This is a genomic window from Nonomuraea sp. NPDC051298 (assembly GCF_055586305.1).
On record NZ_JBVJIM010000031.1, the window covers coordinates 25197 to 37785 of the forward strand.

Annotated in this window: 10 protein-coding genes and 2 tRNA genes; 10 read left to right on the forward strand and 2 right to left on the reverse strand. The window is 69.1% G+C overall.

Going from position 1 to position 12589, the window contains the following annotated elements; translation table 11 throughout:
• The first annotated feature begins 54 nt into the window (after positions 1 to 54).
• The 9 genes from ACZ6S0_RS46580 (at position 55) to ACZ6S0_RS46620 (ending at position 8704) form a co-directional block, all read left to right on the forward strand.
• Positions 55 to 129: transfer RNA gene (locus ACZ6S0_RS46580), tRNA-Asp, on the forward strand.
• 5 nt (positions 130 to 134) lie between these two features.
• A tRNA-Phe gene (locus ACZ6S0_RS46585) sits at positions 135 to 208 on the forward strand.
• 224 nt (positions 209 to 432) lie between these two features.
• Positions 433 to 1227, forward strand: coding sequence for a hypothetical protein (locus ACZ6S0_RS46590; RefSeq protein ID WP_465926373.1), 795 nt, complete (start codon positions 433 to 435; stop codon positions 1225 to 1227).
• Positions 1228 to 1536: 309 nt separating this feature from the next.
• The gene (locus ACZ6S0_RS46595; protein WP_465926375.1) at positions 1537 to 3345 is read left to right on the forward strand and encodes an AfsR/SARP family transcriptional regulator; all 1809 of its coding nucleotides are present in this window, start codon (positions 1537 to 1539) and stop codon (positions 3343 to 3345) included.
• A gap of 142 nt (positions 3346 to 3487) precedes the next feature.
• Positions 3488 to 4027 carry a MauE/DoxX family redox-associated membrane protein gene (locus ACZ6S0_RS46600; RefSeq protein WP_465926378.1) on the forward strand — a complete coding sequence of 180 codons (540 nt, stop codon included), beginning with the start codon at positions 3488 to 3490 and terminating at the stop codon, positions 4025 to 4027.
• Positions 4028 to 4046: 19 nt separating this feature from the next.
• Positions 4047 to 4556 (forward strand): hypothetical protein, encoded by a 510-nt coding sequence (locus ACZ6S0_RS46605; protein ID WP_465926380.1) that lies wholly within the window; start codon positions 4047 to 4049, stop codon positions 4554 to 4556.
• Positions 4553 to 6427: an ABC transporter ATP-binding protein gene (locus ACZ6S0_RS46610; RefSeq protein WP_465926382.1), complete on the forward strand. Its 1875-nt coding sequence runs from the start codon at positions 4553 to 4555 to the stop codon at positions 6425 to 6427. The genes ACZ6S0_RS46605 and ACZ6S0_RS46610 overlap by 4 nt, the downstream gene beginning before the upstream one ends.
• 102 nt (positions 6428 to 6529) lie before the next feature.
• Positions 6530 to 8431 (forward strand): AfsR/SARP family transcriptional regulator, encoded by a 1902-nt coding sequence (locus ACZ6S0_RS46615; protein WP_465926384.1) that lies wholly within the window; start codon positions 6530 to 6532, stop codon positions 8429 to 8431.
• A gap of 78 nt (positions 8432 to 8509) precedes the next feature.
• A complete protein-coding gene (locus tag ACZ6S0_RS46620; protein ID WP_465926386.1) occupies positions 8510 to 8704 on the forward strand; it encodes a hypothetical protein in 195 nt (64 codons plus the stop codon).
• 166 nt (positions 8705 to 8870) lie between these two features.
• Here the strand turns inward: ACZ6S0_RS46620 and ACZ6S0_RS46625 are convergent, their stop codons facing one another.
• Positions 8871 to 9392: an RICIN domain-containing protein gene (locus ACZ6S0_RS46625; protein WP_465926388.1), complete on the reverse strand. Its 522-nt coding sequence runs from the start codon at positions 9390 to 9392 to the stop codon at positions 8871 to 8873.
• A gap of 723 nt (positions 9393 to 10115) precedes the next feature.
• Between ACZ6S0_RS46625 and ACZ6S0_RS46630 the strand changes: the two genes are divergently transcribed.
• Positions 10116 to 10655, forward strand: a complete 540-nt coding sequence (locus tag ACZ6S0_RS46630) for an RICIN domain-containing protein (protein ID WP_465926390.1) — start codon at positions 10116 to 10118, stop codon at positions 10653 to 10655.
• A gap of 31 nt (positions 10656 to 10686) precedes the next feature.
• Here ACZ6S0_RS46630 and ACZ6S0_RS46635 read toward each other — a convergent pair whose 3' ends face one another.
• Positions 10687 to 12489, reverse strand: a complete 1803-nt coding sequence (locus tag ACZ6S0_RS46635) for an ABC transporter ATP-binding protein/permease (protein ID WP_465926392.1) — start codon at positions 12487 to 12489, stop codon at positions 10687 to 10689.
• Positions 12490 to 12589 lie beyond the last annotated feature (100 nt).

A 12589-nucleotide genomic window follows, 5' to 3' on the forward strand; every position in this document is an offset into this window, starting at 1 on the left:
CGAAGAGCTGGTAAGCTAAGCGAGCGCAAACAGCAAGAACAGCAAGAAACGCAAGGTCCTGTAGAGCAGTTTGGAGTGCTCGCCACCCTGTCAAGGTGGAGGTCGCGGGTTCAAGTCCCGTCAGGACCGCTCTAGGTCAGGTAGCTCAGTTGGTACGAGCGTCCGCCTGAAAAGCGGAAGGTCGGCGGTTCGACCCCGCCCCTGACCACCTCACACGACCGGCAGGAACGCCTCGAACGGATCATCGTTCGAGGCTTTTTGATCTCTTCTGACAGCAACAGTGACAGCAACGTTGCCGCCTCCGGTGCTGGGCCCGTCCATGGCAGGCTGATGCTCGTGTGGTTACTTCCTTGGCCTCTGGCGAAAGATCCGGATCATGGCACGGTGTTGCCCAGGACGCTTCGGACAGTTCGTGCCGTCGACACTGCAACAATGATCGAATTGCTGCGTGAGACCTCAGGCTCAGTCAAGCCGCAGGCCATCGAGCTTCTGGTTGCTCACCTCGCTCCTGGTGGAACTCACTATGTGATTCCTTGGCCACGTAGGTCGTGGGATGTGCCCGTTGAAGGCTGCATCTCTGCGGCCATGGTGCTCAGAATGAACGACGGTGCGCTCATCAAGAGCGGTCTTAACAGGCCTGTACCGATGCTGCGGTTCCAGCAGCTTTCCAAGACGCTGTCACGATGGGAGGAGCATCGGACAGCGCGGCGCGCCAGGGGCATAAGGCGGGACTTCCATGTGTGGTCCCGTGATCACCGGCACGACCACAGTTGCAAGCACCCGCACTGCGTCGAAGAACGTGAAGGCCACTGCTCCTGCTTCACCTTTCTGGAAGACATGCGGACAGCGCGTGACCGGCCGGCTGGGTTGGAACGCGGGTCGGCGCAGGAGGCCATCAGAGTATTGATGGCCAGGGGGTTCATTGAGCTGCGAGCGACCAGTCACTTCGTGAAGCGCGCGTTGGCTGCGGGGGAAACGGACATCGCACTGACGCATCTGGAGCACATGCGCATGATCGCGGACGTGTGCCACAACCTTCCGCAGGATTTCTTCCCCAAGAGGCGCAAGAGCCATGAGCGGCACGCTATCGAGAGCCTCCGATTCCAATTGCGGGAACTTGATCCCGACGATCGTGCTGCTCAGTGGGTCGTGCGGCAGCTAGAAGATCAGGGGTTCGACTATATTCGTGTTCTCCGAGATCGGACCAAACAGAAGCACACTCGATAACGGTGTCACCGAGCGTGCTGACCCAGCCGCGAAAGCGGTTGGCTGGGCGGGCATCGGGTGCCGCGACCTGCTCACCAGCCCTCACCGCTGCTGCATCTGTTCCTGCCGTTCGGCCGACTCGGCAGGCGTCAACACGCGCCGGTACGCCAACGGTGTCACCCAAAGTGCCAGGGCGCCTCGGACGGCTCATCGTTCGGGGCCCTTTTCGTCTATGGTCACAGGGCATCGCCCCGTACCTCGGTCGGACGGCGTTCGAGCGTTCGGCCGGAGTGAAAGGCGGGACTGTTGCGGTTTCGACTGCTTGGCCCGATGCGGATCCAGCCCGGTGACACACCCCTGCGGATCGCGGCGCCCAAGCAGCGCACCCTCCTCGCCATGCTGCTCGCGCATGCCCGGCACACGGTGCCGGTCAACTCGTTGGTGGCCGAGGTGTGGGACCAGCGACCTCCCGCCTCGGCGGTGGCGAACCTGCGTACCTATCTCATGCGGTTGCGTCACCTGCTCGCCACCTGCGGCGACCACCCGGACGGAGAGCGGCTGGTCACCTCGGACGGTGGTTACCTGCTCCGCGTCGAGCCCGCCGAGCTGGACCTCTTCCACTTCGAGACGTTGTCCGGGCACGGTCGCCGTGCGCTGGAGCAGGGCGACCTCGAAAGGGCGCACGACGAGTACGCCGAAGCCCTCGCGCTGTGGCGCGGCGCGGCGGTCGAGGATGTGCCGCTCGGCCCGGCCCTGAGAGAGGTCGTCGCCCACCTGACCGACCGCTACCTGAACACCGCCGAGGAGTTCACCGGGGTTCAGCTCGCGCTCGGCAGGCACGCCGTGGCGGCCGAGCGGCTGCGCGCGTTGACGGTGCGCCATCCGCTGAGGGAGGGGTTGCACGGCAGGCTCATGGTCGCGTTGTACCGGTGCGGCGACGTGGCCGGCGCACTGGCCGCGTTCGGGGCGGCCCGCCGGGTACTGGCCGCCGAACTCGGCGTGGCGCCCGGTCCCGAACTGCGCCGGTTGCACCAGGCGATCCTGCGCAGGGAACCGGACGTGGAGCTGCCGGGCGGACCGGCGGCCGTGCGGCTGCGGAACGACCACCGGCGGCCGAACCAGTTGCCGCGCGAGCCGGTGGTGTTCGTGGGCCGGTCGGCGGAGCTGGCCCAGGCGGTCGACGTGCTGGACCGCGAGGTGACGGCGGGGTCCGGCGCACAGGTGCTCGCGTTGCACGGCCCGGCTGGAGCGGGGAAGTCGGCTCTGGCGCTGCGGGCGGCGTACCTGGCCGCCGATCACTACGCCGGCGGCCGGCTCTACGCCGACCTGCAGGGTTCCGCCCCGGACCGGCCGCCGCTGCGGCCCGTGGAGGTGCTCGGGCGGTTTCTCCGGGCGCTGGGGGTGCCGCACGACGACGTACCGGCCACGCAGGCCGAGGCGGCGGCCGTCTACCAGTCGCTGCTGGCCGGCCGGAGAGTCCTCGTCCTCCTCGACAACGCCGTCGACGCGGCCCAGGTGACGGACCTGATTCCGGGCGGCGACGGATGCGCGTCGCTGGTCACGAGCCGGATCATGCTGTCCACCCTGGACGCCGTCCAGATCTCCGTCGGGATGCTCGGCTCGCAGGACTCGGTACGGATGCTGACGTTGCTGGCGGGCGAGTCCCGGGTGAGCGCCGAGCCCGAGGCGGCGGCCGACCTCGCGCACCTGTGCGGTCACCAGCCGCTGGCGTTGCGCATCGCGGGCGCCCGCCTCGCCGGCCGGCCCGACTGGTCGCTCGGACGCTTCGCCGGACGGCTGCGGGACCGGCGGCGGCTCGACGAACTGCAGACCGCCGGCCTGAGCGTCCGCTCCGGCTTCGAGGTGAGCCTCGCGTCGCTGGCGGAGAGCGCGAGCCCGGTCGGGGAGGTGGCCAGGCGCGCCTTCCTGCTGATCGGCGCGTTCGACCTGCCCGAGATCGGCATCGAGCACGCTGCCGGGCTCCTCGGTGTCGAGACGAAGGTCGCCGAGGCCGCGCTCGACGAGTTGCTGAAGGCACGCCTGCTCGAACCGATCGGCGCCGACCGTTTCCGCATGGACGATCTGCTGCGGCTCTTCGCAGCGGAGCTGGCCGAGCTGGCGGAGCCGGGCCCGATGTAGCGCCGGTGTACCGGCACTGTAGGCGCTCTCTCTAGCGTCCTGAGCCAACACGGCGGCGCGTACTTCCTGAGGGTCCGCTGACGGCTCCGACGGGGTTCGGCGTCGCCGCGGGGCCCGGCGGGAATGGGAACGGACTGGCCAGATGATGCTCTATCTGCTGACGACCTGCCGGGTGCTGCTCGTCGGGGTCTTCGTGCTGGCGCTCGCGAGCAAGGTCCGCGGGCGTGCCGCCTTCGACGCGTTCGCCGCCTCGATCAGGGCGCTCGGGCTGCTCCCGGGGGCCGGATCGGCGGTGGCGGCGTACGCGCTGGTGGGGGCGGAGGCGGCGGTGGTGCTCCTGCTGTTGTTCCCGTCCACCACGGTCGTGGGGCTGACTGCGGCGGTCGCGACCCTGGCCGCCATGACCGCCGGTATCCTCGCCGCCCTGCGCAGGGGGCGGCGCGGGCCGTGCCGGTGCTTCGGAGCCTCCGACACGCCGCTCGGCCGGGTGCACGTGGTGCGCAATCTGCTGCTGATCACAGGTGCGGCCGCCGGGCTCGCGGCCGGACTCGCCGGTGCGGGCACGGGGTCTCCCGCCCACCCCGCCGGCCTCGCCCTGGCGGCGGTCGTGGCCGCCGTGGGCATCTTGGTCGTCGTACGACTGGACGACCTCGTGAGCCTGTTCGCCGCCCCGTCCCGATGACCGGAAGTGAGATCGTCCGATGCCCTTTCTGATCGCCGCCATCGTGCTGGTCGGTGTGCTCTGCCTGTTCGACCTGATGCTCACCTTCGCGGTGCTGCGCCGCCTGCGCGAGCACAGCGCTGAGCTGGAGCGTCTGGGCAGCGAGCCGAGGACGCTGCCCTATGATCCCTCGTTCCTGATCGGACGTACGCTGCCGGGCGAAGCCACGCGTGCCGTGCCCAGCCCGCGGCTCGTGGGGTTCTTCGACGCCGACTGCGGCACGTGTCACGAGCACGCCCCGAAGTTCGCGGCCGAGGCCCGCCCCGGCACGGCCCTGGCGTTCGTCACCGGTACGGGCCGGCAGGTCCAGAACCTGGTCGACGTGGTCGGCGAGGCGTCCGCCGTCGTCGTGGCGGAGGAGGCGGCCGCCGTGGCGGCCGACCTCGGCATCCGGGCGTTCCCGCTGTTCCTGCGGCTCGACGCGGAGGGCAGGATCGTACGGGCGGACCTGGACGTGGAACGCCTGGCCGAAACGGCCCCGACGGTATGAGCCCGGCGTCCGCCGCCGACGACGCGCCGGGCGACGACCTGCCCAGGAGACCGCTGCACCACGCCGCCGCGGTGGCGCTGCTGTCCTGGCGGGCCGGCCCCGGCCTGGTGACGTGCCAGCTCGCGGTCACGGTCGTCACCGGCCTGCTGCCGACCGGCACGGTGTGGGGGACCAAGCTCCTCGTCGACGGGCTCACCGCCGGTGACCCGGATCAGGCACTGCGCGCGGCCGGCGGCCTCGCCCTGCTCGGCCTCGCCTCGGGAGTCCTGCCGCATCTCACCGGCTACCTGCGGGCGGAGCTGGATCGGCGGCTGGACCGGCTGCTCCAGGACGACCTCTATACCGCGGTCACCGGCTTCCAGGGTCTGTCACGCTTCGAGAACCCGGTGTTCCTCGACCGGCTGCGCATGGCGGCGGAGGCGACCGGCGGCGCGCTGACGCCGGTGACCTCGGGGCTGTTCGACGCCGGACGCAACGTGATCACGCTGGTCGGTCTGCTGGTCAGCCTGACGCTGCTGAGCCCGGCCATGGCGGGGCTCGTGACGGTGGCCGCCGTCCCCGTCCTGATCGCGCGGATGGCCATGGTCAGGCGGCGCGTGGGAGTGCTGGCCGGGCTCTCCGCCACGGCGCGGCGGCAGATCCTCTACTCGTCGCTCATCACCGACGTCCGGGCGGCGAAGGAGGTCCGGCTGTTCGGGCTCGGCGGCTTCCTGAAGAGCCGGGTGCTCGGCGAGCTGGCCAGGTCGCAGGCCGGTGAACGACGGCTGGACCGGCGTGAGGCGGTCATCCAGTCGCTGCTCGCCCTGCTCTCCACGGCCGTCGCCGGGGCGGGGCTGCTGTGGGCGGTGTTCTCCGCCCTGAGCGGAGGGCTGAGCCTCGGTGACGTGACGGCGTTCGTCGCCGCCGTGGCGGGGACGCAGACCGCGCTGACGGGGCTGGTGGAGACCGTGGCGGGAGCCCATCAGGCGCTGTTGCTCTTCGGCTACCACGCGGAGGTGACGTCGATGCCCGACGACCTGCCGCCGCCTCGCGAGAGCGCCGAGCTGCCCGCGATGCGGCACGGCATCGAGCTGCGCGACGTGTGGTTCCGATACGACGACAGCCATCCATGGGTGCTGCGCGGAGTCGACCTCACCATCCCGTACGGCGCCTCGGTGGCGCTGGTGGGGCTCAACGGGGCCGGCAAGAGCACGCTGATCAAACTGCTCTGCCGCTTCTACGATCCGACGCGCGGCGCGATCTACTGGGACGGCGCGGACCTCCGCGACGTGCCGTCCGGCGAACTGCGCCGCAGGATGGGCGTGCTCTTCCAGGACTACATGTGTTACGACCTCACCGCGGCGGAGAACATCGCGATGGGGGAGATCGACGCCCTGCCCGACCGGGCCAGGATCGAGGCGGCGGCCCGCCTGGCCGGTGCGCACGACATCGTCCGCGCGCTGCCGCGAGGCTACGACACGCTGCTCAGCCGGATCTTCTTCGGACTGGAGGACGAGAACGACCCGCAGGCCGGGGTGGTGCTCTCGGGCGGCCAGTGGCAGCGCCTCGCTCTGGCCCGCGCGCTCTTCCGTGAGGGGCGTGACCTGCTCATCCTCGACGAACCGAGCGCGGGCCTGGACGCCCAGGCCGAGCACGAGATCCACAGCCGGCTGGTCGAGCACCGCGCAGGACGTACCAGCCTGCTCGTGTCGCACCGGCTCGGCGCGGTCCGGGCCGCGGACCTGATCGTGGTCCTGCGCGACGGCGAGATCGTGGAGCAGGGCACGCACGACGATCTGATGGCGGCCGGCGGCGAATACGCCGAGCTGTTCGAACTGCAGGCGAAGGACTACCTGGCCGAGGCCGAGCCTGCCCGGACCCTGCTCCGCTGAACATGGCGAGCACGTGCGCCGTGGCGACGTCGTCGTGCTCGAACCCCCGGACGGCCCCGGACGGCTCTGTAGGTGACCTCGAGCCGGCGACGGAAGTGACTTGTGAGGTTCCAACTTCTCGGTCCCCTGTGCGTCCAGCCCAGAGGGACGCCCATCCGGATCTCGGCGCCCAAGCAACGCACCGCTCTGGCCATGCTGCTCGCGCACGCCGGGCGCGCCGTGCCGATCCGGTCTCTGGTGGCGGAGGTGTGGGACGGGCGGCCTCCCCGCTCGGCGGTGCCGAACCTGCACACGTACGTCATGCGTCTCCGTCACCTGCTGTCCGCCGCCGATGATCGAGCCGGCGGCCGGCTGGTCACCTCCGAAGGGGGTTACCTCCTGCTGGTCGAGCCCTCCGAGCTGGACCTGCTCCTGTTCGACGGGCTGCTCGCGCACGCCAGGGAGGCGCTCTCCCGAAGGGACCTCCGCGCGGCGGAGGACGCCTACGACCGGGCTCTCGGGACCTGGCGGGGAACACCCGCGGCGGACGTCCCCTTGGGCCCGGTGCTCAGGAATGTGGTCGCCGAGCTGACCGACCGCTATCTGAGCACCGTGGAGGAGCACATCGACGTCCGGCTCGCGCTCGGCTCGCACCGGGTGGAGGCCGGCCGGCTGCGCGACCTGACCGCACGACATCCGCTGCGGGAGCGCCTGCACGGCCAGTTGATGGTGGCGCTCCACCGGTGCGGGGACGTCACGGGCGCGCTGGAGGCGTTCGCGACGGCCCGTCGGGTCCTGGCGGACCGGCTCGGGCTCGACCCCGGCGCGGAGCTGCGCCGACTACACCGGTCGATCCTGAACGGGGACACGGCTCCGGGGCACCCGGGCGTCCACGCCTACACCGGCGTCGTCACGCTCGCCGGCGGGGACGGGCATCGGCGTCCGCGCCGCCTGCCTCCTGAGCCCGCGGCGTTCGTCGGCCGGCGGTCCGAGTTCGCGCGAGCGAGCGACGTGCTGTACGCGAGCGCGCCGCCGGGCGCCGGAGTCCGGGTGATCGCGCTGCACGGCGCGGGCGGGGTCGGCAAGTCGGCATTGGCGCTGCGGCTGGCACACAGCGCGGCCGGCCGTTACACCGACGGCCGGCTCTACGTCGATCTGCGCGGATCGAGTCCCGACGCCTCGCCGCTGCGGCCCGCCGAAGTGCTCGGGAGCTTCCTGCGCGCCCTGGGCGTCGCCGGGCGTGAGGTGCCCGCGACGACGGCGGAGGCGGCCGCCGCCTACCGGTCGCTGCTGGCCGACCGGCGGATGCTGGTGATCCTCGACAACGCGGCCGGCGCCGAGCAGGTGATGCCGTTGATACCGGCGAGTGACGGCTGCGCCGTGTTGATCACCAGTCGTACCATGCCGGCGACCGTGGACGCGGTGCCGATCGCGGTCGGCCTGCTCGACGAGGCGGACGCGGTGCGCCTGCTGTCGCTGCTGGTGGGGGAGTCCCGGGTACGTGCCGAGCCCGAGGCGGCGGCGGACGTGGCCCGCTGGTGCGGCTACCATCCGCTGGCGTTGCACATCGCGGGCACCCGGCTGACAGCACGTCCGGACTGGACCTTGCGCAGGTTCGGCGAGCGGCTGCGCGACCGGCGACGGCGTCTGGACGCGTTGCGGGCACCCGGTCAGTGCGTCCGGTCCTGCTTCAAGGTCAGCTACGAACTGCTGACCGACCGCGCGGACCCGGTCAGGGCTGTGGCCGCCCGCGCCTTCCTGCTGCTGGGCGCGCTCGACCTGCCCGAGGTCGACCCCGGGCGCGTCGCCGCGCTGCTCGGCGTCGACCCGAGCCTGGCCGAGGCGGCACTGGACGAACTGGTCGAATTTCGCCTGCTGGAGCCGGTCGGCCCCCGCTTCCGCATGCACGACCTGGTCAGGCTGGTGGCGGCGGAGCTGTCAGCCGCCCATGACGGGCAGGAGGGGCGAACCCGCGCCGTACGGCGGGCCCTGCCGCTGACGGCGGCCGGCGGCAGGGGACTGTAGCGCCGATATACGGGCGGTCGTATGCCCTGCCGATAGCTTCTTGATCAAGATGTACCTCCACGAAAGGAGCGAACCGCCATGAGGGGCACACTGGAAAGGCTCGGCGACCGGGTTCTCGAGAAGCTGGTGCCGAAGGCGACCGCGAAGGCCGACTCCTCCTACTACGTGACCTGCTCCTGCTCGCAGATGGTGCGGAAGAGGAAGCTGTGTCACGTCGTCGGCGGCACGAGCGGGTGCACCGGCTGCATCTACACCGACGTCTGGTTCTGCTAGGGCTCCGGATCCAGCTCGTGGGCGGGTGGGCCTCCCTGGGAAACCGGGAATGTCCCACCCGCCCGTACGATCTCATCGGATCAGGTGCAGACCGGTGTCCGATCCCGGTCCATATCCGTCACCGCTGCCGCTCCTTGAAGCGGTGGTCAAGCAGGGTTCGTCTGCCCTATCCAACAGGCTTCTGCATCCAGTTCTGATCGTCCTTCATTCTGCTGCGCCACTGGATGGCCGGCGCGCCCCTTCTCTCACTGTCGTTGCCAATAGCCATGTGCATGTTGGTGTAGTTGTTCCGAATGCTCCAGCCATTCCCGGAGCCCCTGCCTTCCCTTACCCAATGCTGCTCCCGTTGCCCCTTTTCCCCATTGCATTTCCACTGGATGACGGGCTTACCTTCGACCCGGCTGCCGCCGCCAATGGCGAGGCACTTGTCGCTCTTGTAGTTCCTGAGTTGCCCATTTTGCCAATACCAACGCTGTTCGAGTCTGCCGTTGCAGTTCCACTGGATGGCGCGTGCGCCATTGGCCGTGCTGCCGTGCTCGATGGCCAGGCACAGGTTGTGCTCGCCATTGGAGGGACGCAGTTCGAACAAGGCTGCGGCGTTGGCCGGGGCCGCGCCGGCAAGCGACGTCGCGATGGCGGCCGAACCGGCCGCCATCACGATCGAGGCCTTTCGGAGAATGTTGTTCACAAGTCGCCCTTTCGATGGGTGGTCTGGCTTCTGGGAGGCTGTCGTCCAGGAGATTCGTTCACCGATGCTGCGTTGATGTCGACGGCGAGGGGTGAGCAGACGAGTCACCCCGGCGGCGGGCCACATGCCATCCGCAGTCGATGTCGGTGACCTCGCGCGGGGCCAGTACGGCGGAGTCTTCGCCTCGGATGTTTCGCGCGTCAAAGCAGACCAGCTTTACTTCCCACTGTCCAATATCACTACGAGCCGGTCATCGATAATGAATCGGATATCACGCCTGATCTTGGCCTGGCATGCCCGGGCCCAACGCCGTGGGGATGAGAATGATCACGACCTCATCCGGGCCATTGACGGCAGTTTGTCCGGGTATCGCCGGCGGCGCGGGTGCGGGCCAGGAACTGGTGCCGGCCGCCCGCACGACGTCAGGTGATGAAACTATTGGTTAATCGCCAATTAATTATGAGTGTCCGGGGGGAAACGCGCGCCGTTGATCGCGGGAACGTGCCAGCGTGACACGGTTGTGGCCGGCGCGACCCGGGTTCGACCCTGGTGATGTTCTCCGCCCGGAGGTCCCTGTACCGTGGCGTCCGCCGTCCGTTGTGATCACTTGAGTCCGTCCGCGCATGAAGCATGCGCTGATGTGCTGGGCCGTTTCACCTGTTTCGCATGCCTCGAAGCAGGTGCCGACAAGAAACAGACGGCCTCATCTACAGGGAGAAACCCGTGTACCGAGCTTTCCGTAAAATCATGTCCTGCGTGGTCGCCGCCACGCTTGTCGCGGCTTCGTCGCCGGGTGCCGCATCGGCCAAGTCCAACTCGCTGCCCGAGCTCTGGGTGCGAGCCTTCAACGGCAAGACCGGTGATCGCGCCACAACAGGGCTGTGTTTGTCCCCCGCTGACTGGCGGGCAGGTTCGCAGGCAGTGATCACATACTGCCCCAACGACACTTACAGTACTTACCTCGTTTGGCAGCGGGACGACGGCCTGCTGTACAACCCCGACTCCGGGAAGTGTCTCGCCATTGCTCACGGCAGCACGACCCCCGGGGCGCCTGCGATCATGTGGCCCTGCAGTCGTCAGGCCCCCGAACAGAAATGGGACGCGTACTCTGCCGGTGCCGGACAAGGCTGGGGAATTCGGAACAGAAAGAGCAAGCAGTGGCTGGCCGTCGCCGGTGGCAGCTTCAAAGCAGGCGCCAAGGTGATCCAGTGGAAGGACGGCCATAAACTGGAGCAGCACTGGCAGCTCCACCGCATCCGTTAGAAACCGATCATCTGATGAGACTGGTCGGGAGCTATCCGGGCGCGGCGTCGATGCCCCAGCGGCCCGCGCCGAGTAGGTGCAGGTGGTGGGTGTGGAAGGCGCTGAGGGTGCTGCGGTGGCCGACGCTGACGAGCATGCACTGTGGCAGGCGTTCGCGGATGAGCCGGTAGAGCGCGTGTTCGAGGCCCTCGTCCACGGCGGAGGTCGTCTCGTCGAGGAAGGCCAGGCTGGGGCGGGTCAGCAGGATCCTGGCGAACCCGAGCCGCTGCTGCTCGCCCGGCGACAACGTGCGGGTCCAGTGGGTCTCGTCGTCGAGGCGTTCCTCCAGGTGGCCGAGTTGGACGCAGCGCAGCGCCTCGCGGGCGCGCTCCTCGCTGATCAGGTCGCCGGGTTCGGGGTAGGCCAGCGCGGTACGCAGGCTCCCCAGAGGCACGTACGGCTGCTGCGACAGGAACAGCGTGTGCGCCCCCACGGGACGGCGGACGATGCCGTGGGCGTGCGGCCACAGGCTGGCCAGGCTGCGGAGCAACGTGGTCTTGCCGCTTCCTGAAGGTCCCCTGACGAGGAGCGCCTGCCCCGGGCTCAGGCTCAGGGTCAGGCCCTCGATCAGCGGCTGGCTGTTGGGCCGCCACACCCGCAGGTCCTCGATCTCCAGTGCGTCGGCCCGGTGGATGACGGCCGGGCCCGACAGGGCGCGCGACTCCTGGTTGGCGTCCATCAGGGCCGTGAGCCGTTCCAGGGTCGCCCGGTAGGAGGCGAAGTCCCCGTAGGAGTTCCTGAAGAAGGACAGCGCGTCGTGCACCTGGCCGAAGGCGTCGGCGGTCTGGGTGACGTCGCCGAGTGAGATCGTTCTGTGGAAGAAGCGCGGCGCCTGGATGATGTACGGGAACACCACCGACGCCTGCGACACCGCGCCGTTGAACACCTGGAGTCTCAGCGACCGTTTGGCACAGGTCCAGGCGTTGCCGATGACGGAGGAGAACCTGGCGGTCAGCGTCGTCCGTTCCACTCCCTCGCCGCCGTAGAACGCGACGTTCTCGGAGTTGTCCATCAGCCGCATCAGGGCATAGCGATACGAGGCGGCCAGCTTCTCCTGGAGGAAGTTGAGCCGGATCAGCGGGCGGCCGATCCGGAAGGCCACGAACGACGCGACGATCACGTAGGCGTAGGCGAGGAAGACCATCGCCCTGGGCACCTGGTACCCGAAGATCGTCATCGCCCCCGACAGCGACCAGAGGACGGCGGTGAACGACATCAGCCGCAGCGCGGCGGCGATCGCGTTGAGCGAGAGGCTGTAGGACTGCTGGGCGAACATCGAGATGTCCTGCTCGATGCGCTGATCGGGGTTGTCGACCGGGGCCGTGACGAACCTGCCCCGGTGGTAGGCGCGTCCGTTCAGCCAGTCGGCGAGCGCGTGGTCGTTCAGCCAGGTACGCCAGTGGATGGTCAGCCGCTGGGCGATGAGATAGGCGAACTGGCTGCTGGAGACGTAGATCGCCGCCAGCACCCCGATGACGAGGACGTGGAACCAGAACGTGTTCGCGTTCATCGCCTGCAGCGACGTGAACAGGCCGTTGGACGCGTACGACAGCAGCACCTCGAGGCGCACCCCGAGCACGGTCAGCCAGAGCAGGAGCAGCAGGGTCACGAGCGGCCGCCAACCGGCCCAGGTGCGGCCGGGCCGGAAGTAGGGGAACGCCAGCCGCCGGAACTGCCGCCCCCAGCGCGTGTAGCGCGTCAGCAGCAGGACCGCCACGGCGCCGCCGAGGACGATGCCGCCGGAGCCCTCCGCGGTCGAGGCGAATGACGTGAGCCATTCGTGCCGCCAGTCCATGACCATGAAAATCCCAAAAGTCCTATATGTGCCCCTTTGGGAAGGTTAACGGATCGGGTGGCGTGCCCCCGCGTTCCGTACAAGTCCTTGACCTGCGCTT

Bases quoted from the DNA above. Each gene is read 5' to 3' on its own strand.
- ACZ6S0_RS46590 (WP_465926373.1), top strand. From the start codon at position 433: ATGATCGAATTGCTGCGTGAGACCTCAGGCTCAGTCAAGCCGCAGGCC.
- ACZ6S0_RS46595 (WP_465926375.1), top strand. From the start codon at position 1,537: ATGCGGATCCAGCCCGGTGACACACCCCTGCGGATCGCGGCGCCCAAG.
- ACZ6S0_RS46600 (WP_465926378.1), top strand. From the start codon at position 3,488: ATGATGCTCTATCTGCTGACGACCTGCCGGGTGCTGCTCGTCGGGGTC.
- ACZ6S0_RS46605 (WP_465926380.1), top strand. From the start codon at position 4,047: ATGCCCTTTCTGATCGCCGCCATCGTGCTGGTCGGTGTGCTCTGCCTG.
- ACZ6S0_RS46610 (WP_465926382.1), top strand. From the start codon at position 4,553: ATGAGCCCGGCGTCCGCCGCCGACGACGCGCCGGGCGACGACCTGCCC.
- ACZ6S0_RS46620 (WP_465926386.1), top strand. From the start codon at position 8,510: ATGAGGGGCACACTGGAAAGGCTCGGCGACCGGGTTCTCGAGAAGCTG.
- ACZ6S0_RS46635 (WP_465926392.1), bottom strand. From the start codon at position 12,489: ATGGACTGGCGGCACGAATGGCTCACGTCATTCGCCTCGACCGCGGAG.